We start from the raw sequence: 21795 nt of genomic DNA, 5'->3' as shown, positions 1-21795 counted from the left end.
TCGCGCCCGCGCCGCCGCTCGACGCATCAAGGCCAAGTGGATGTGCCGTTCAGAGGGTGCGCGCCTGCGAGGATGCGCTCGGCCTCGTCCGCGGTGAGCCCCCCGCGCTCGAGCTGCCGGAGGATGTTCAGCTGCATCCGCTCGAAGGTCTCCCCGTCGACCGCCGCTCGATCTGCGCCGGAAGGCCGCGGCGGCCGCGCGCCAGGGCTGTCCACACGCGGGATCTCCTTCAGCGCGAAGTCCTTGATTTCGATACAGATTCGCCCCACATCGTCGGCGATGCGGACGTCAAAGCGCCGCAGCGCCGCCGGGGCGCGGCTTCGTCGGGGGGTCGCGTGGACATGCACCCAGCAGCGCGCGGGCAGGGTCCCCACGAGGACGAGCTCGCCGAGGGCGACGGGCAAGTAGGCTGCGCCCTCCTCGACGTCGGCCTCGATCGCCGCCACGACCTGGAGAGCGCCGTCCAGCAGCGAGGGGTGGAGCCCATAGGCGGCCGCATCGCCGGCCAGCGCCGCCGGCAACGCGAGGCGGGCGACCGCCTCGCCGTCGCCGCAGCGGAGCGCCGTGATGACGCGGTAGCTCGGCCCGTACGCCATGCCCAGCGAGGAAAGCGCGCGGTAACAGTCGTCAGGATCCAGCGTGCGGGGACAGCGCCGCTCGATCTCCTCGAGGCCCAGCGTGGCCGACGCGCGCGGGGTCGGCGCAGCGCCCCGGTACACGACGCGGCCTTGCGCGTGGGGCGGCCCGGCGTTGCCCGTCACGATCTCGAAGTCGGCGCCGTCCGCGGCCGGGCGCAGGTTGGTGACGACCTCGACCTGTCCGGACGCGGTGTCGAGATGGATGGGGCTCGACCAGACGACGTTCCTGAGCGCCGCGACCTCGCCCTCGCCCGCGATGGCCGCGCCGGCGCGCGCCATTTCCAGGCACGCCGCGCCCGGCAGCGTCGGCTTCCCGAGCGCCACGTGCTCGGCGATCACCGCGTCGCCTCGGGTCAGGTGCGTCGCAAACCGGACGGCTTTCAAGGTCGAGGCGTTCCGCTCGATCAGCGGGTGCACGCGCTCGGCGCGATCTGCCGCTGGCGCGCCGCGCGCCGGCGCGACCGGCGGGCGATACCGCTCGCGCGAGAACGCGTAGGTCGGGAGCGAGAGCCGCCGGTGGTCCTCCCTCGCGTAAAGCGGCGCCCAGTCGAGGTCGCAGCCCTCGAGATAGAGGCGCGCGAGCTCCTCCAGATGGCTACGGCGCTCGTCCGGCGCGAGCCGACCGTCCCGGAGCGCATCGAGCCACGCCTGTCCTTGCCGGCGCCGGGTCGGGGCGCCGCCGCCGGCACGCGCAGGCGCCTGGAGCTCCCGGAGCGCCATGCGCGGCGCTCCCAGCACCCGCCGGAGCTCGCGCGCGAGCGCGTCGACGCCGTCGACGACGAACGCGAGGCGCAGCGGGAAGTGGCTCCTGCCGAGGTGCAGGCTGAAGGCGATGTCCCGCAGCGGCGGCACGGGCGCAGCGCGCTCCAGCCAGGCGGCGAGATCCTCCACGCGCCGGCAGAGCGCGTCCTCGGTCTTTGCGGACAGCGCGACGAGATAGCAAGGCATGCGATCCGAGGCCCGCTCGTGCGGGGGCTCGGGGGCCTCGCGGACGACGACGTGCGCGTTGGTGCCGCTGAACCCGAAGGAGCTCACGGCGGCGAGGCGCGCGCCCTGCTCCGGCGCCGGCCAGTCGCGCAGCGCCGTGTTCACCAGGAACGGGCTCGCGCGGAAGTCGATGAGCTCGTTGAGGCGTTCGACGTGGAGCGAGGGCACGAGCTGGCGGTGCTCGAGGCAGAGCAGGACCTTGAGCAGCCCAGCGACGCCGGCCGCCGTGAGGGTATGGCCGATGTTCGTCTTGACCGATCCGATGGCGCAGGTCTGCGTCGCTTGGGTGTGACCGCGGAACGCGGCCGTCAGCGCCTCGATCTCGATCGGGTCGCCAAGGTGGGTCCCGGTGCCGTGGGCCTCGACATACGAGATCGACGCCGGGTTGATGCCGAAACGGGCGTACACGTCGCGCTCCAGCGCCGTCTGCGAGGGGGAGCTGGGTGACGTGATGCCGTTCGTCTTGCCGTCCTGATTGCTCCCGCTGCCACAGATGACACCATGGATGTGATCACCGTCTCGCAGGGCGTCGCTGAGGCGCTTGAGGACGAGCACGCCCACCCCCTCTCCGGGCACGAAGCCGTTGGCGCGGCTGTCGAAGGTCTTGCACCGTCCGTCGGGCGACAGCATGCCGCTCCGGCTCGCGCACACGTAGAACTCGGGGGTGCTCATGACAGCGACGCCGCCGGCGATCGCCATATCGCACGTACCCTCCCGGAGGGACTCGCAGGCAAGGTGGACCGCGACGAGCGATGAGGAGCAGGCCGTATCGACCGGCACGCTGGCGCCCTTCAGGTTCAGCAGGTACGAGATGCGCGCGGCGAGGATCGAGCTCGAGTTGCCCGTGAACGTGTACGCCTCGATGGGAACGCCGAGCCGCTTGAGCAGGGAGCCGTAATCGCCGGAGCCGACGCCGACGAAGACGCTGCAGCGCTTGTTGTCGAGGCTGGCGTCAGCATAGCAAGCGTCCTCTATCGCCTTCCAGGCCTCCTCGAGGAAGACCCGCTGCTGGGGATCCATGAGCTCCGCTTCGCGCCCTGAGATGTTGAAGAAGAGCGGGTCGAAGCGCTCGGTGTCGTCGAGGAGACCGCCCCACTTGCTGTAGCTCTTGCCCGGCGCGCCTGGATCAGGGTCGAAGAAGTCACGGTGATCCCAGCGCGTGATCTCTCGGACCGAATCCCTCCCGCTCGCCAGGTTCCGCCAGAACGCGTCCAGGCCGTCGGCCTCGGCGAAGCGCCCCGACATGCCGATGACGGCGATGTCGGCCGGCGGCGCTTCCAGGGCGCCCACGAGCGCAGGCGCTACCGCAGGAGCAGGCGCTACCGCAGGAGCAGGCGCTACCGCAGGAGCAGGCGCCGCGTGGACAGACGCCGCATCAACAGGCGAGCTCGCCTCGACCGGCGGCACAGGCGCAGCGGACTCGGGCGCTGCCGCCGCTGCGAAGGAGCCCAGCTGAGCGGCCCCTGACTCGGTGAGGACGTGGTCCGTCAGCTTGCGAATGCTCGCGTAATTGAACAGGTCCTGCGTCCGGAGATGGAAGCCGGGGACCCCGTTCAGCTTCGCGACGATGTCCGCCGCGAGCAGCGAGTCGACGCCGAAGTCGGTGAACGGCGCGTTGCGGTCGAGCGCCTGGGCGTCGAGCTGCAGCGTCGCGGCGACGCGCTCGGCGATGGTGGTCTCGACGTGCAGGCGCATAGCGTCCTCGTCCGCAGGAGACGCCGCGGCGGGCGTTGCGGTGACGAGCGCCGGCGCGGTGAGCCCGTTGACGAGGCGCTCCACCGGCGCCCGGGGGGCCGCGCGCTCGGGCGCGGACCGCGGGGCCGGTGCCGGCGTACTGGCCGGCTGCGCCGGCGCTCCGGCGGGCGTCCCCGGAGCGCGCGTCGACAGGACGATGCCGTCGCTCTCGGCCAGGAAGACGTGCTGGCCTACCCGCCGGCCGTCGGGCGCCTCCAGGCCCAGCGCGGAGATGGAGCGGAAGCCCGCCTCCTTGAGGCAGCTCTCCCAGCGAGGCACGTCGAGCAGGGGTGCTCCGCGCAGGCGCCGATCCTCGTCCGCGAACAGCCACCAGCCGTCGAGCAAGCCGAACGTCAACGTCGTGAACGACTGCACCGCGGTGACCTCGTTCAGGACGAGCCAGCCGCCCGACCTGAGGAGCTCTTTGACATTCCGGAGCGTGCGCTCGATCCGCCGCGTCGCGTGCAGGACATTCGCGGCGAGGATGAGGTCGTACTCGCCTGGCGAGAACCCCTGGGCAGCGACCTGCTGCTCGATGTCCATGGCCTGGAACTCGGCGAACGGGTAGGCCTCCCCGAACCGCCGCCGGCCGTGATGGATGAAGCCGGAGGAGACGTCCGTGTAGACATAGCGGACGTGATCGGCGTACGCCCGGAGCCCTTCGAGCACGACGCGGCTCGTCCCGCCGGTGCCGGCGCCGATCTCGAGGATGTGGATCTTCTCGCCCGGCCGGAGGGCGGGGAGGCGCGCCTTTAGGTAGGCATGCACCGCCCAGAGCACCACCTTGTTGTAGTGCGCAACGAGGACGCCGTCCGCGTAGACGGCCTCGACCAGCTCGTTCGAGGAGCGCGGAAAGAGCACGTCGGTCGCGAGCGCTTCGCCTCGCAGGACCTCGGGGTAGCGGGACGCGCACGCCCAGAGCAGGCGGGCGTGGGCCGCGAGCTCGGGCCACCGCGCGACGAACCGCTCAATCTCGTCCTCGGACGCCGCAATTCCATCCCGGAGCGCCGGATCATCGATCTTCTGCGCTGCCTCGACCTCGGCGCCACGCCGAACGATGAAGCCCGCGCGGGCAAGGATGCCGAGCAGCGCATCGTAGAGCTTGACGAAGGCAGGCGAGATCCCGAGCTGTCGGCGGAGAGCATCCATGTCGCTGCGCTCGCCGGCCCGGCGGAGGCCGCCCATGCGCTGGAACGCGCCGAGCAGCAGCATCGCCCCCAGACGCTCGAGCGCCTCGAACTCGTCGATGGCGCGGGCCACGCGGGGGCCGCCGAGGGCAGGCCCCGCGGCGGCGTCGACGGTCCGGTGGAGCCGCGGCGCGCCGGCGTCGGGGCGGATCTCGGCGCGCTGATCGAGGTCGACGCCGATGGCGGCGAGCAGCGCATCGCTCGCCTTGATGGGCATCACCACCTCGACCCGGCGCGCCAGAACCCGGGTGACGGCCTCCATGCCCTCTGCCGGCTGGATCGAGTAGAGGCCATGCGCCGCCAGGCGTTGCTGGTGCTCCTCCGTCGCCACGACGCCGACCTCGCCCCAGTAGCCCCACTGCAGAACGTGGACGGAGTACGGGACGCGAGCGGCCCACCAGCGCGCGAAGGCGTCCTTCGAGGTGCACGCAGCGGCGTAGTTGCTCTGCCCAGCGTTGCCGATGAACGACTGGGACGACGAGAAGAAGAGCACGAAATCCAGCGGTTCGCCCCGGAGGGCCTGGTAGAGAGCGACGCTGCCCGCGGCCTTCGGGGCGAGCGCAGCCCGGAAGGTGGCCTCGTCCATGGCGTCGATCGTCCGGTCGCGCAGGACGATGGCCGAGTGCACGACGCCGTGGAGCGCGCCGAAGCGCCGCTTCGCGGCCTCCACCGCGCTCCGGAGGGCGGCCGGATCGGTGACGTCGGCGGTCACATACATCGCCTCGCCGCCGCGCGCCTCGATCCGGGCGAGCTTGCTGCGCAGCGCCTCGCTCGACGCGCTCCGGCCGACGAGGACCACCTTCGCCCGCGCGTGTTCCGCGAGATAGAGCGCGAGCTCCGTCCCGAGGCCGCCCGCCCCGCCGACGATCAGGTAGACGCCGCCCTGCCGGAACGGAGGCCCATCGACGGGCGGCACGTCGAGCGGCATCAGCGTGCGCGCATACCAGCGACCTTGCCGCAGGGCCGACTCCTGCCCGCCGAGGCGGCCCGGCCCCGCGGCGATGGCCTCGGCGATCGCGCCGAGCTCCGCGTCGGGACCGAGCTGGAGGTCGACGCAGCCGACCGCCCACGCGCTCCGCTCTTTGGCGAGGGAGCGGCAGAACCCGAAGAAGGCTGCCGCGTGCGGGTTGCGGATCGTGCCGGCCCACACCTCGGCAGCGTCGTTGGTCACGACGTTGAGCGCGAGCGGCCGCGCGGCATACCCCGCGCGGCCGAGCGCCGTGACGAGCCGGAGCAGGGACAGCACGCCGAGCTCCTCGGCGCGGGCGAGAGCGCCGAGATCCGCGGGGTCGAACGGCTCCGGCTGGACGCCGAGGAAATACACCGCCCCGAGCGGCGGCAGGCCTCGAAGCACCTCGTCGAGCGCCCGCACGTCGCCCACAGGCACGCGGTACGAGCGCTCGCCGCGGCGCTCTGCGACCGCGGCCAGCTCGATCGCGATCACCTCCTCCCCTCGCCGCTCGTGGACACCCGCGATCGCCGCGTCGAGACCGGCGCAGCGTGGCGAATGGACGACGAGCACCGCCCCGCGGCCGTACGTCGAGGCGCCGGCCGGACCGGCGAGCAGCGGATCGCGAACGGGACGCCAGGCGGGCAGGTAAAAGACGCGCTCGAGCGGGTCGGTGCGCGCACGGAGCGCGAGCTCCCGGATCCGCACGCAGATCTGCCCCGCCTCGTCGGTGACGGCGATATTGACGCTGAGCGGGTCCCGGCCCGGCGTCACGTGGACGTAACCGCTCCGATCGAGCGGGCGAAGGAGCTCCAGCCGCTCGAGCGCGAACGGCAGGTGCGGGCGGCCGCTCCGCTGAAGCGTGGGGAAGGCGGCGAGCGCCTGCAGCGCGCCATCGAGGAGCGCGGGGTGGAGGAGATGGACGCCTGAGTCCGCCTCGTGCTCGGCCGTGAGGGCGACGCGCGCGAGGACCTCGCGCTCGCCCACCCGGAGCTCGCCGAGGGTTTGGAGGAAGCGGCCGTGGCGGATGCCCATCGCCCGCAGCCGGGCGTACGGTCCGCGCAGGGGATCCACGATGGTGGTGCATTGAGCCCGTATGGCCTCGAGCGGCAGGGTCGCACCGGGCTCGGCTCCGGCGGTGCTCCGCGGGCGGAGCACGCCTCGGGCATGGGTAACGCGCCGGCCTGCGGCCTCGGTATGGAGCTCGAAGGCCAGATGCGCGCCGTCTTCCCTCAGGGCGACGCGTGCGACGACGCCCTCGCCGGTCACGATGAGCGGCTGCAGCCACACGAAGTCCGCGATGTCGTACGCGGCGCCCGCGCGCGCGCGGGACGCAGCCACGAGCGCCGCGTCGAGCTGTGCCACGCCCGGCACGACGGGCTGGCCCTGCACCTCGTGGTCGCCGACGAGCGGCAGGTCGCGGCGCAGCACGCTGCGGAAGGCGAGCTCCTGCGGACCGGCGCTGCTGTCCGGGTCGCCGACGAGCGGATGTGCGGGTCGGGCCGCGACGTCGTGCGAGGGCCGGGCCGCGACGTCGTGCGAGGGCCGGGCCGCGACGTCGTGCGAGGGCCGGGCCGGCTCCTGGAACCAGCAACGCTTGCGCGCGAAGGGATAGGTGGGTAGAGCGACGCGCCGGCGCCCCGCGCTCGCATAGAGGCCGGTCCAGCCGAGATCGTACCCCTCGAGGTAGAGATCGCGCAGGGTGATGAGCGCCTCGCGGTAATGATCGCCGGCCAGCGTGCCCGCATCGAGCGCGACGATGAGCGCCTCGCCAGCCTCCCGGCGTCCAGGATCCTGCGCCTCCGGGGACGCGCTCAGATTGCGCCACCGCACCGGGCCGGTCGCCTCCTCGCGCTCGGCGTCGCGCAAGGCCTGGGCGAGCTCCTCGCGCGAGCCCGCAACGACGGCGAGCCGCACGGGGAAATGACTCCGGGCGACGAGCAACGTGAACGCGATATCGCCGAGCGCGTACTCGGCCCCCAGGGTGTCGAGCCAGCGCGCCAGGTCCGCAGCCCGTTGGCGGAGCGCGGGCTCGGTCTTGGCCGACAGCGGGAAGAGGTACGCCGGGCGCGGCGCAGAGGGAGCAGGCGGCGAGGGCGGCTCCTCCATGACGAGGTGCGCGTTGGTCCCGCTGAAGCCGAAGGAGCTGACGGCCGCGCGTCGGGGCGCGCCGTTCGCGTCCCACGCGCGCGCCGTGGTGGGCACATAAAAGGGGCTGCCCTCGAAATCGATGAACTCGTTGGGCCGCGTGAAGTTGAGCGACGGCGGGATCCGCGCGTTCTTGAGCGCCAGCGCCGCCTTGATCACGCTCGCGACGCCGGCCGCGGCCACGGCGTGGCCGATGTTCGTCTTGACCGAGCCGAGCGCGCAGTACTGCTTTCTGTCCGTGTAACGCCGGAAGGCGTTCGTCAGCGCCTCGACCTCGATGGGATCCCCGAGCCTCGTCCCCGTCCCGTGCGCCTCGACCAGCGTGATCGTCCCCGGATCGATGCCTGACGACTGGTAAACGGAGAGCTCGAGCTCGGTCTGCGAGCGCGCGCTCGGCGCCGTAATCCCGTTGGTCCGGCCGTCTTGATTGAACCCGGACCCCTTGATGACGGCGTGGATGTTGTCGCCGTCCCGGAGCGCGTCGTCGAGCGGCTTCAGCACCACCGCGCCGACCCCTTCGCCGGGCACATAGCCGTTGGCCCCGTTGTCGAAGGTCTTGCACAGGCCGTCGGGCGACAGCATGCCGGCATTGCTGTTGATGACGTGGAAGTGCGGCGTCGTGCGGATGAACACGCCGCCGGCCACGGCCAGCTCGCTCTCGCCCGCGAGCAGGCTCTGACAGGCGAGGTGGAGCGCGACGAGCGACGAGGAGCAAGCCGTGTTCACCGCCACGCTCGATCCTCTCAGATCCAGGAAGTACGACAGCCTGGCGGGCACGACGGAGGGCTCGTTGCCCCAGAACGACTGGGCTTCGAGCCCCACCCCCGCCCGAACCATCCTGTCGACGTAATCGCTCTGCCCGACGCCCACGAAGACGCTGCAACGGCTGTTCGCGAGCGCCGCCGTTGCGTATCCGGCGTCCTCCAGCGCGGCCCAACCGATCTCGAGGAACAGGCGCTGCTGCGGATCGGCGAGCTGCGCCTCCTTGCCCGAGATGTTGAAGAAGAGCGGATCGAACTCGTCGATGTCGCCGAGGAAGCCGCCGCGCCGACAGTACGTCTTGTCGAGCCGCTGCGGGTCCGGGTCGTAGTAGGCGTCCACGTCCCAGCGCTCCTTCGGCACCTCCGTGATGGCGCTGTGGCCCTCGATGAGGTTGCGCCAGAACGCGTCGAGGTCCCGGGCTCCAGGGAACCGGCCCGCCATCCCGATGATCGCGATGTCGCGCGAGGTGGGCGCGGAAGCGGGCCGAACCGGTCGCCCGCCGGCTCGCGGGGCCGCCGCGGGCGGGTGGATCTCGACGGCGACATCAGCCGTTGTGACAACGACCTTCCCGACGTTCCTGCGCTCCTCTAGGTAGCTGTAGGCCTCGCGCACCGCGGCGAAGGGGAACACCTTCCCCACCGTGGGCCGGATGAGGCGGTTCCCGAGCGCCTCGACCATTCGATCGAGGTAGCGCGCGGCGAGCTCGGGGCTCTGCCGGAGCAGCTTTCTCAGGTCCAGGCTGTAGAAGGTCTGGTTGTCGACCAGGTGAGCGAGGTTGATGTTGCGAGCGCCCTTGAGCCCCGTCACCGCGATCTCGACATAACGACCGCCCGGGGCGAGCACATCGAAGTTCTTCTGGATGGCGTCCCCCGGCAGGGTATTGAAGATGACATCGACCCCGCGGCCACCGGTGAGCTCCAGGACAGCGCGCGCGAAGTCGTCCTCGCGGTGATTGATCCGGTGAGGGACGCCGAGCCCGGCGAGATAGTCGAGCTTCTCGCGCGAGCCCGCGGTCGCGAAGATCTCGGCGCCGATCTGCTGCGCGAGCTGGACCGCGATGAGCCCCGTCCCCCCCGTGGCCGTGTGGATGAGCACCCGCTCGCCCGGCTCGAGCCGCGCCAGCTCGAAGCCCCGGTCCATGGTCATGTACACGATCGGGAACGCGCAGGCCTCTTCGTGGGTGATGCCCGCCGGCTTGCGGGCCACGGCGCTCTCCTCGAGGTTGACGAGCGTGCTGTGCCCCCCCATCGCAGCGCCGACCAAGCCGATCACCTCGTCACCGACGCGCACGCGGCGCACGCCGGGCCCCACCGCGAGCACCACACCCGAGACCTCGAACCCCGGCGTGAACGGGTATTCCGGCATCGTCGGATACAGGCCCTTGACGCAGAGCAGATCACCGAAGTTGAGGGCGAACGCCTTGACGTGAATCTGGACCTCCAGCTCGCCCGGCGCGCGCGGGCGCACGGCCTCGACGCGCATGTCATGGATCTTGCCCGGCCGGGTCAGCACCACGGCGCGGTGCCCCGCGACCCCCGCGCCCTCCGGCGCGGGCGCGTGCGGGGCTGACATGGCAGGCGGAAGGACACCGTCCAAGAGGCTCGTCTCCTCCGCGGGCGCGGCGTGATCGCTGGCGCGGACGCCCGGCAGGAGCGCAGCGTACGCTGGCGCCGCCGGCGCGTCCCAGGCGCTGATCGGCTCGAACGACGTTGCCCGGGCGGTGGTCTGCTCACGCGGGGGCTCGGGCGCCGCGGACGCCTCCGGCGCCGGGTCGACGGTGGCCGCACCCAGCGCCGCAGCGGCGCGCTCTCCGTGCTCTTTGGCGATGAAACGCGCGAGCTCTCTCACGCTGCTGTGATCGAACAGGGCCGTCGTCCGCAGCGTGACGCCGTACGCCGTGTTGATGACGTTGATGAGCTCGATGCCAATGACGGAGTCCACACCATACTCGCTGAACTGCCGCTCCCGATCGATGCCTTCGGGGACCATGGTCAGCGCGCGCGCGACGTGCACCGCGATGTCGCTCTCCAGACGCTGCAGCAGCGCACGTGCGTCGACCGGCGCCGGGCCGCCGGCGGAGGCACGCGCCCGCGACGGACCGGCGGCCGCGCGGGACGCCGTCGTGGCCGCCGGCAGCGCTGCCGGGCCGCGCGCCGGCGCCCCATCGGCGCCTGCTCGCGCGCCGGCGCCCATGGCGGCGAGCACCCGCTCCTCCGCCTTGATCGAGACCACCTGGGTCTCGGAGTGCGACAGCACGCGCTCGACGGCCTCCAGCCCCTCGTCGATGCGGATCGAGGCGACGCCCTGCGCGGCGAAGCGCTTCGCGTGCGCCTCGCCAGCGACAACGCCCACCTCGCCCCAGTACCCCCAGTTGATGACCCGGACGCGGTACGGCGCGGTCCGGGCGAGGTGATGGGCGAACGCGTCCTTGAACGTGCATCCGGCCGCGTAGCTGCTCTGACCGGCGCTGCCGGTGAAGGACTGAGCCGACGAGAAGAACAGGAAGAAGTCGAGCGGCTCGCCGGCGAGCGCGTCGAGGAGCGCGACGCTCCCGTTGACCTTCGGCGCCAGCGCGGCCTTGAAGCTGGCTTCATCCATGTTCTGGAGGGTCCCGTCTCGCACGACGATCGCCGAGTGGACCGCCCCATGGATGCTGCCGAAGCGCGCCTTCGCCTGGCGCACGGCCTCCCGCACGGCCGCAGGCTCGGCGGCGTCCGCGCGCACGTAGAGCACGCTGCCGCCGAGCGCGTCGATGCCCGCGATCTTCGCTCGCTGCGCCTCGCTGAGCTCGCTGCGGCCCACGAGGACGAGCCGCGCCTGAACCTTGGCAGCCAGGTGGCGCGCAAGCTCCAGCCCGATGCCGCCCGCGCCACCGAGGATGAGGTAGACGCCCCGCTGGCGGAGCGGCAACTGCTCCGCTCGAGGCAGCCGCACAGGCAAAAGGACGCGCTCATAACGCTGGCCCTCGCGGAAGGCCACCTCGCCGCCCCGCGGGCTCGCCGGCTCGGCCACGATCGCGCGACCGAGCGCCCGCAGCACGCCCGCCGCGTTCGCGTCGTCGGACGTCAGGCGGACGTCGAGGCAGCTGACGGCCCAGCGCGGACATTCCTTCGAGAGCGATCTGCAGAAGCCGAACAGGCTGGCCGCGTACGGCCGGCCCGATTCGCCGGGGAGGATCGGATGCACCTCGTTGGTGACCACCTTGAGCTGCAGCGCGCGCTGCTCGAAGCCGCAGCGGAGCAAGCTCTTCACCAGGCGGAGAAGCGACAGCACGCCCCTCTCCTGGCTCGACGCCAGCGCGGCCATGTCGCCCGCCGTGCAGGGCCCTGCCTCCAGCGCCGCCAGATACACCACCGCGCGCAGATCCTCGATGGCGCCGAGCCAGGCGTCGAGCGCGGCAGCATCGCCGAGCGCGAGCTCCCAGCGATCTGCCGCGCGCTGCCTCGTTGCCGCGCCGAGGGTGACGCGGATGACGCGCGCTCCCTGGTGCGCGTCTTCCAGCACGTCCTCCAGGCCGCAGGGCGCGGGCGGCTCGATGAGGAGGACCGTCCCCGCCAAGCCGCGCGGCGCCTCGGCCGGCGTCGGCAGGGGCGCCGGCCGCCAGAGCGGCGCGAACAGGTCGGGGCCCGATACCGCGTCCTTGAGCGGCCTGAGGACGAGGTCGACGAGCCGAACGCAAGGATGCCCCTGCTCGTCGAGGACCTCGATCCCATAACGCCCCTCGCCGGTGCGCCTGACGTGGGCGTAGACGCGGCGCGTGAGAGGCTTGACGAGCTCCACCCGCTCGGCCGCGAAGGGCAGCTGCGCGTGAGCGTTCTCTCCGCGGTGGATCGCGAGCGCGCCGATGACGTGGAGCGCGGCGTCCATCATCATGGGGTGGATGACGAGCTCGTCGAGCTCCCGCTCGCGCTCGGGCGGCAGCGTGAGCAGGCCGAGCGCCTCGTCGTCGCCCACCCAGGCCTGCTCGACCCGCTGGTACGACGGACCGTAGTCCATGCCGACAGCCCTGAACTGCGCGTAGAGCGCGCCCTGGGTCACGGGCGCCGAGCACCTCTCCTGAAGCGCCACGATATCGATGCGCGCAGGCCGCTCACCCGCCGACGCCCCCAGATCGACCGCGCCCTTCGCATGGGTCACCCACCTCTGTTGCGCGTCCTCGGTCTGGATCTCGAACCGCAGGGAGCCCGCCTCCTCGCGGAGGACGACATCGACGCTCCTCGGCTGCTCGTCGACGATGACCGGCTGCAGCCAGACCACATCGCGCAGCGCGTGCGGATGACCGGGCGCGGCTTCGGCGACGGCGGCGCGCGCCATCTCGAGGTAGCCCACCCCCGGCAGGATGGAGCGTCCCCGAACCTTGTGATCCCGCAGGAGCGGCTCGGCGGACACGAGCGCCTTGCGGAACACGAGCCCGCGCGTCTGCTGCAGGCTCCGCGCCGGGACGATCCGATCGAGCAGCGCGTGGAGCCGCGCGCCAGTGCCTGACGCCGAGGACGGTACCTCGGGCAGCCAGTGCCGCTCGCGAACGAAGGGGTAGGTCGGAAGCGACACCCTGCGCCCCCTCGCGCCGCCCGCGCTCCGGCGCACCGCGTCCCAGTCCACCTCGACGCCGCGGACCCAGAGCTGCGCCAGCTTGTCGAGCTTGCGCTGGCGCGCGATGGCTCGGACGAGCTCGGCGCCTTCCTCGCCCTCCAGCAGCAGCTCGGGTCGCCCGGCCTCGCGCCGCGCGCTGCCCACGTACACGGCCGCGACGCCCGTCGCGCCGCGGCCGTGCTGATCGAGCTTGTCGCGGAGCTCGCCCAGCGTCGCGGCGACCACCGCCATCCGCTCCTCCATGACCTCGCGGCCCACCTGGAGCGTGTAGGCGATGTCCGCGAGCGCGAGCCCCTCCCACGCGGGCGCCGTGGTGGACCCGCCCTCGAGCGGCGCCACGCCTTGCGCCACGAGCCCTCGCGCGAGCGCCTGGATCGTGGCCCGATCGGCGAGCAGCGCCGGATCGATCCCGTACGTCTGGGCCACGCGCTCGATGAACAGGGTCAGGGAGACCGGGCCGAACTCGTACTCGTTCAGCGGCTCCTCCGGGTCGAGCTCGGCAGGCGCCACGCCGAGCGCGTGGGCCGCCATTGCGCGCAGCTCCCGCGCGAGAGCATCCGCGTGATCCGCGGCGAGGGGCGCCGCCGAGGCGCCGCCCTGCTCGGCGATCCGCTTGCCCAGGAACGCGGCGAGCTTGCGGGCGTAGGCGTCCAGCTGCTCCGGGGTGCGGGCGGACAGGACGACGACGTGCGGGCCGGGCTGCGGCGCGACGGCCTCGGGAGATGGCGCGACGTACTCTTCGAGGATGACGTGCGCGTTCGACCCACCCGCGCCGAAGGAGCTCACGCTGGCCTGCCGCGCGACGGCGCGCGCTGCGCCGCCGTCATCGATTACGGGACGGGACCAGGGCTCCAGCGTTCGCTGCACGTACAGCCCTGCATCCTCCAGCGCGAGGTGCGGGTTCAGCCGGTCGGCATGGATCGAGGGCGCGAGCGCGCCGTGCTTCATCTGGAGGAGCACCTTGGTGATGCCCGCGATGCCGGCGGCGGACTCGAGGTGTCCGATGTTCGATTTCACCGAGCCGACAGGGCAACGCCGGCGCCGGGAGGCCGGCGCGCCGAGCTGCTCGAATGCCGCCTGGAGGCCGGCGATCTCGATGGGATCGCCGAGCGACGTGCCCGTCCCGTGCGCCTCGATGTACCCGATCTGCTCCGGCCGCAGCCCCGCGTTCCGCAGCGCACGCGCGATCACCTCGGCCTGCGCGGCGGGGTTGGGCACCGTGTAGCCGTTCGTCCGGCCGCCGTGGTTGATGGCGGTGCCGCGGATGACCGCGTAGATCCGGTCGCCGTCGGCCTCGGCGGCGCGGAGCCGCTTGAGCACGATCGCGCCGACCCCCTCGCCTGGCACATACCCGTCGCCCCCCTCGCCGAAGCTCCGACAGCGCCCGTCGCTGGAGGCGAACTTTCCCTGGCTGAGGGCCAGGTACTTGTTCGGATGGAGCGAGAGGTTCACCCCTCCGGCGAGCGCGAGCTCGCACTCGCCCCGCAGGATGCTCGCGCACGCGAGGTGGACGGCCGTCAAGGACGAGGAGCACATGGTGTCCACGGCGAGGCTGGGGCCGTGGAAGTCGAGGACGTAGGAGACGCGGTTGGCGATCGACGCGTGGATCGAGCTCGGCGTGAAGCCCGAGCCGCGGTGGGCAGGCTCCAGGCTGAGCAGCTGGTACTGGGCGTACATGACGCCCACGAACACGCCGACGAGGCTGCCGCGGAGCGCCTCACGCGAATGGCCGGCGTCCTCGATCGCTTGCCACGCGATCTCCAGGAAGAGCCGCTCCTGCGGATCCATGATCTTCGCCTCGCGTGGCGAGATGGCGAAGAAGAGGGGATCGAACTTGTCGACGTCGTCGAGGAAGCCGCCCCACCGGGAGTAGCTCTTGCCCGCCTTGCGCCGATCGGGGTCGTACCATGCGCGGTGATCCCAGCGATCCGCGGGGATCTCCGTGATGCAGTCCGCGCCCGAGCGGATGCGCTCCCAGAACTCGTCCAGGTCGCTTGCCATGGGGTAACGGCCGCTCAGCCCGATGATGGCGATCCCCTCCTGCGACGGGTCGTCCTCTCGGCGCCACGCCGGCAGCGCGGCCGCCGCACTCGGGGGTCGCGCTGCTCCCACGGCGGCGGCCGACGCGGCGGCCGCCGCGGTTGCGGACGGCGCGCCGGCCGCGGCCCCGGGGGATGCCGCCTGACCTAGCTTGGCCGCCACGCGCGGCAGGCAGCGCTTGAGCAGGTAGCTCGCGAGCTCCGCCACGCTCCGGTGCTCGAACAGCAGCGTCTTCGGCAGCTCGCCGAAGTCGCGCTCGAGCTTGCGGGTGATGTTCATCACCATCACCGACTCGATGCCGTAGGTCTCGAACGCGGCCCGCGCAGAGATCTTGTGCTGCGGCAGCTTCATCTCCGCCGACAGCAGGGCCTTGAGGTGCTCCTCCAGGCGCGCGCGAAGCCCCGGCTCGTCCCCCTGAGCGACCCGGGCATCGGGCGCGGCGCGCTCGGCGGGCATCGCCTCGGGCGCGGCCGGCTTCAGCCCCGACACGATCCGGCCGTGATCGCCGGAGAGCACAAGGATCTGCGGGTGCGCCGATCGCAGCGCCGAGGCGAACGCGGCGAGTCCGTCGCGCGTGGCCAGCGGTGTCCATCCGAGCGCCTCCCGCATCCAGTCCTGGACCGCCTCGGGGACCTTCATGCCGCCCTCCTCCCAGAGCGGCCAGTTGATGGAGAGCGTCCTGCCGGACCGTCGCTCCTCCGCGCGGAGGCGCTCTCGCTCGACCGCGAAGTGATCGAGGAAGCTGTTGGCGAAGGCATAGTCGCACTGCCCGGCATTGCCGAGCGCTGCAGCGGCCGACGAAAAGAGGACGAACGCCTCGAGGGGTTCGTGCCGGGTCGCCTCGTCCAGCCAGAGCGCGCCGTACACCTTGGCGGCCAGGCATGCCCTCACCTCCTCGACGGTCTTGTTCGCGAGCAGCGCGTCGCGGACGTGGCCGGCCGCATGGATGACCCCGCTGAGCGCGCCGAAGCGGGTCCTCGTCGCAGCGACGAGCCCAGCCACCTCCGCGCGACTCGATACATCGGCCTGCAAATAAACGACCTCGGCCCCGCCCTCGGTCAGCGCGCGGAGGCGCGCTGCCCGCGGCGCGCTCAAGGCCGAGCGGCCGGACAGGACGAGCCGCGCCTCCAGCGTGCGCGCAAGGTGCTCGGCGAACGCGAGCCCCAGCTCTCCGGCGCCCCCGGTGATGAGGTACACCCCGCGGCGCCGGAGCGGCGCGGGCTCAGGGAGGTCGCCGTGCGCCGATGCGACCTCGTCCCAGGCCCTCTCCCACCGCCGGCCGTCTCGGTCGTAACGCACCTCCGCGCTCCCGTCAGCGGTACGGAGCTCGATCAGCAGGCGATCGAGCTGGTCGGGCGACAGGCAGGCGCCGGTGGGCTCGAAGGCGGGGATGGCCACGGCTTTGATGGCCAGTCGCGGGTCTTCGTGCCGGACACTCTTCGCGAAGGCGGCGAGCGCGCCGTAGGCGGGCCGGACCCCGGTCCCCTCTTCGGCGTGGACAAAGGCGAGCTGCACGGGCTCGGACGGGCGCGTCGCGGCGAGCGCCTGCGCCAGCGGCAGGACGGACAGGATGCCGCGCTCCAGCTGCACGGTCGTGTCGCCTTCGGGATGCTCGCGCGACCACAGGTGCAGCACTTCGGCCGGGCGCAAGCCGCGGCGCTCCAGCGCCCGGAGCAGCTGCCGGTAGTCGTCGAGGGCCCCGGGGCGGACGGAGAAGCTCCCATCGTGCCGCTCGGCGAAGCCGCGCCCGGGGACGACGAGCAGCGCTGGGCGCGCGGCGCCCGCGGCGTCGCTCCGCTGGCGCGCGGCGTCCACGAGCTCCCCGCCGAGATCGAAGATGAGGAGCGCGCCGCCGGGCGCCGCGTCGCCGGCGCCCGACGGCGCGGGCGGGCGCTGCCGCCACACCGGGCGAAAGAGCGAGCAGCTGGCGCCCGTCGCGGGCCGCGGGAGCGCCGCGCCGTCGAGGCGCTTCACCGCCAGGTCCATCATCGCCGCGAGCGGCGAGCCATCCTCGCTGTAGATCCGGATCTCGAAGCGCTCGATCGTCGGATCGGCGGGCGCCGCGCTCACGGCCCGGCGGGCGTGCGCGTACGCCGCGCGCTCGACGGGCCCGAAGAGCTCGAGCGTGCCGAGGGCGAAGGGCACGTAGGTGTCGCCCGAGGCGGCGCTCCGCGCCGCAAACAGACCGAGCAGGGCCTGAAGCGCTCCGTCGAGCAGCACCGGGTGGAGGACGCAGCGCTGAAGCTCCGGCGAGAGCTCCGCCGGCAGCGCGAGGCGCGCGAGCGCCTCGTCCGGCCCGAAGGCGAGCTCCTGGATCGACTGGAAGGCCGGCCCGTAAATCAGCCTGCGCTCGCGGAACTGCGCATAGCAGGTCCCCGCGGACCAGCGCGCCGGGCAGCGCGCCCGGATGACGTCGACGTCGACCCGCGGCGACGCGGTCGCTGGCTCGTCGCGCATCAGCTTGCCCGACGCGTAGACGTGCCTCGCGCCTCCCTCCAGCGCGCCCCACACCTCGTATGCGACGGTGTCGTGATCCGCCGCGAGGCTGACGCTGACCTCGGCACCCAGCTCAGGATCGACCGCCAGCGCGCTGGACCAGACGGCCTGGCCGATCCGGCGCACCGGCGGGAGCCCGGCGAGCTCGCCGGCGGCACGCGCCATCTCGAGCACAGCCACGCCCGGCAGCACGCGCCGACCATCGACGACGTGATCGGCGAGGAACGGCTCGTCGCCGCGGAAACGCGTCGTGAAGCGCGGCTCTCCCAGCAGCGACGTATTCTGCCCGATCAGCGGATGCAGCCGCGCTGGGGGCGCGCCCCCGGCGAGCAGGGCGCCGCCGGGGCTGCCGATCCAGCAGCGCTCCTTCACGAAGGGCCGCGGGGGCAGCGAGATCCGCCGCGGCTTCGAGGGAGCCGCGAGCTGCGCCCAATCGATCTCGACCCCCGCGACCCACAGCGCGGCCAACCCTCCCAGGTCGCGCGCGGCGAGCGCCGCCGCGCGGGCGTCGTCCGGAGCAGCCGCCTCCAGCGCGGCCGGCCGAGGCACGTCGGCGGTATTGCCCTGATACAGCCTCTCTACGGGCTGGCGCGTGACGTACGCGTCGAGCTTCCCGATGAGCTCCTCCACCGAGGAGGCCACGAAGGCGAGCCGCTCCGGCATGGGCTCCCTGCCCACCTGCAGCGTGTAGGCGAAATCGCGGAGGTAGCCGCTGCCATGAGGCGCTTGCAGGCGCGCCAGGCCGTCGCGCAGCGCCGTCGCGTACGCCGCAAGGCGCTCGCGATCCCTCGAAGACAGCACGATGAGCACCGGGGCCTCCGGGCTCGCGGCGGCCGGCGCTGGCGGCGCGTCGTACTCTTGAAGGACGATGTGCGCGTTGGCGCCGCCCGCGCCGAACGAGCTGATCCCGGCGATGCGTGGAGCGGCGACCTCCTCGCCGCCCTCTCGCAGCACGGGCTGCCGCCACTCGCTCAGCGTCCTCTGCACGCGGAACGGCGAGCCTTCGAACGAAATGTTCGGGTTCAGCCGCTCGGCGTGCAGCGAGGGCGCGAGCGCCCGGTGCTTCATCTGGAGCAGCACCTTCGTGATGCCGGCGACGCCCGCCGCGGACTCCAGATGTCCGATGTTCGACTTCACCGAGCCGATAGCGCAGCGCTGGGCGTCGTCGCCGCGGCGCAGGTCGCCCCCGGCCTGGAACGCCTTCGTGAGCCCGGTGATCTCGATCGGATCGCCCAGGGCGGTGCCGGTGCCGTGCGCCTCCACGTAGCTCACGCATCGGGGGTCGACCTTGGCCCTGCGAAGCGCCTCGACGATCACATCACGCTGCGCGTTGGGGCTCGGCACGGTCAGACCGTTGGTCTTGCCGCCATGGTTGAGCGCGGTGCCCTTGATGAGCCCATAGATGAGATCGCCGTCCGCCGCCGCCTTCCGCAGCGGCCTGAGCAGCAGCGCGCCGACGCCCTCCCCCGGCACGTAGCCGTCCCCGCCCTCGCCGAAGCTGCGGCAGCGGCCGTCGCTCGCGGCGAATCGGCCGTGGCTCAGGATGAAGTACTTGCTCGGGTGAACCGTGAGGTTGACGCCGCCGGCGATGGCAGCGTCGATCTCGCCGCGGCGGATGCTCTCGCACGCGAGATGGATGGCCGTGAGCGAGGACGAACAGAGGGTGTCGAGCGCGATGCTCGGGCCGCGCAGGTTGAGGTGATACGAGACCCGATTCGCGATCGACGCGAAGAAGGAGCCTGGGGCAACCACCTCGGCGCGGAGCGACTCCTCGAGGGCGATGAGCTGATAATGGGAGTACATGACGCCCACGAACACGCCGACCCGCTCGCGCGCGAGCCGGCCCCTCGTATGCCCGCCGTCCTCCAGCGCGTGCCATGCAGCCTCCAGGAAGATCCGCTCCTGGGGGTCCATCAGCTCCGCCTCCCTTGGAGAGATGTTGAAGAAGAGCGGATCGAACTGATCGACGCCGGAGAGGAATCCGCCCCACTTGCTGTAACTCTTGTCCCGCCGATCCTTGTCGTGGCTGAAGAAGGAGCGGTGATCCCAGCGGTCCGAGGGGATCTCGGTGATGCAGTCGCGACCTGCCCGCAGGTTCTCCCAGAACACATCGAGGCTCTCGGCCATCGGGTAACGTCCGGCGAGGCCGACGACGGCGATGGTATCGTCCTCGGTGAGCTGCTCGGTCGTCGGGCGGCTCCGCTCCGGCGCGGCGGCGGGCTGGGCGCCGGGCGTCACGGCAGCGGGCCACCATCGCGAGCGCGAGGGATCCCTCTCCGGCGTCGGCGCGGCCGGCTCCGGCGTCGGCGCGGCCGGCGCCTCCCCGCGGGCGTCGTCGCTCAGCCTGTCCGCGTGGTGCTCCGCCAGATAGCCGGCGAGCTCGGAGACGCTGTTGTACTCGAAGAAGAGCGTCTTCGAGAGGACGCCGAACCGCTCCTCCAGCGCGCGCGTCAGCGTCACGATCAAGATCGAGTCGATGCCGTAGGCCTCGAACGGCTTGCTCGCGTCGATCTTGTCAGGAGGCAGCTTGATCTCGGCGGAGAGCACCGCCTTCACGCAGGCCTCCGCGCGCTCGCGCGTCGCGCCGCCCCCGGCACAAGGCGGCGCCACCGACGCGACGCTCGCGCCGCCGACCGGGGAGCTGAACCCGAGCGCGGCCTTCATCTTCGGCGCGTCGCCGGAGAGCACCGCGACCTGCGCGAACGGCCCTCGCAGCGCGGCCTCGAGCGCCTCGATCCCGGCCCTGCGCTCGAGCGGCTCGAAGCCCATGACCTTGCGCGCCCACGCGATCGATCCCTCGTCGGCCGTCATCCCTCCGTCGCGCCAGAGCGGCCAGTTGATCGCGACGGTCCGGCCGGCGCGCGCGCCCCGCAGCCGCAACGCATCGCGGTGCGCCGCGAAATGGTCCTGGAAGCTGCATGCGAAGGCATAGTCGGCCTGACCCACGTTGCCCATCACGGCGACGATGGAGGAGAAGAGGACGAAAAGATCGAGCGGCTCGGCCTGCAGAACCTCGTCGAGGTACACGGTCCCATGCACCTTCGGGGCGAGCACCTCGGCCATTGATGCCCTCGTCTTGCGCGCGAGGAGCCCGTCCTGAAGCGCACCGGCGCAGTGAAAGACGCCGTGGATCCCGCCGAACTGGGCCCGGATCTTGGCCGCGAGCGCCTCGACCGAATCCCTCCGCGCGACGTCGGACGTCACATAGACGGGCTGCGCGCCGAGCGCGGCGAGCTCAGCGAGGCGGCGCTCCTTGTCGGCGCTGAGCGGGGAACGCCCCGTCAGGATCAAGGTGACCCTGGGGCACCGCCGCGCCACGTGCTCGGCGACCAGACCGCCGAGCCCTCCGAGGCCCCCTGTGATGAGATACACGCCGTCGGGGCGGAAGGGGTTCTCCTCGCCTGAAGCGAACCCGGGCGCGAGCTCGCGCGGCCGCCGCACCAGCCGGCGGCCGCCCTCGTACAAGACCTCTGCATCGGTGGCGGGCGCCCCGAGCTCTTGCCGCACGGCCTCCGACCAGGCGAAAGGATCCGCTGCGACGACGCCCACGGCCTTTCCCGCGAGCTTCGGATTCTCCAGGCGCAACGTCCGGAGCAGGGCGCCCGCGCCCGCGTAAAGCGCCGACGGCCCCGGCGCGCTGGCATCGTACAGATACAGCAGCGCAGTCTCCTGCGTCGGCCTGCGATCGAGGAGCGTCTTGCTCAGGCCGAGCAGCGAGTACGCGCCCTCGTCCAGCCGCGCGTCGATCCCCCCGACGGCGCCCACCGCTCCACCGCGCGACCAGGCGTGGACGATCACCGACGGCGAGAATCGTTGCCTCTCCAGCGCTCGGAACAGCCGCGCATAATCCTCGTCGCGCCCAGGATGGATCTCGAACGCGTGCTCTCCACGCTCATGAAACCCGTCCCCTGGCGTCACGAGCACGGCAGGCGCCGCGCCGTCGAGGCGAGCCTGGAGCGCGCGGCGGATCCCCTCGCCGGTGTCAAAGACGAGCGTGGGGCCGGCGTGCGCAGCGGCGGGCTCCGCGGGCGATGGCTCCCAGACCCATCGGCAATACATCAACGCCTGCGCTTGGTGCGCGCGCTCGGCGGGGGCGGCGGCGCGCTGCCGCTCGGCGTATAGCCGGAGCCCCTCCTCCGGAGACACCTGGCCGGACTTCACCATCTCAAGAATTCGTTTCGTCGCAGGATCCATCTCAACCATCGCGCACACCCGAATAGACGATCGTCTCACGTCACTGCGGAGCGCCCCCGGCCTGCCG

Annotated in this window: 1 protein-coding gene; it reads right to left on the bottom strand. The window is 72.2% G+C overall.

Features of this window, described 5'->3' with window-relative positions; translation table 11 throughout:
- Positions 1–26: 26 nt before the first annotated feature.
- Positions 27–21698 carry an SDR family NAD(P)-dependent oxidoreductase gene (locus tag WMF44_RS17145; protein WP_437300181.1) on the bottom strand — a complete coding sequence of 7224 codons (21672 nt, stop codon included), beginning with the start codon at positions 21696–21698 and terminating at the stop codon, positions 27–29.
- Positions 21699–21795 lie beyond the last annotated feature (97 nt).

It is taken from the genome of Sorangium sp. So ce426 (genome assembly GCF_051475585.1).
Taxonomy (GTDB): domain Bacteria; phylum Myxococcota_A; class Polyangia; order Polyangiales; family Polyangiaceae; genus Sorangium; species Sorangium cellulosum_B.
Note: the sequence above shows the minus strand (reverse complement) of the source record. Positions and strands in the feature narration are given on the sequence as shown.

What these genes read in the sequence shown, in the direction of transcription:
- WMF44_RS17145 (WP_437300181.1), bottom strand. Translation starts at nt 21,698, where the DNA reads ATGGTGAAGTCCGGCCAGGTGTCTCCGGAGGAGGGGCTCCGGCTATAC.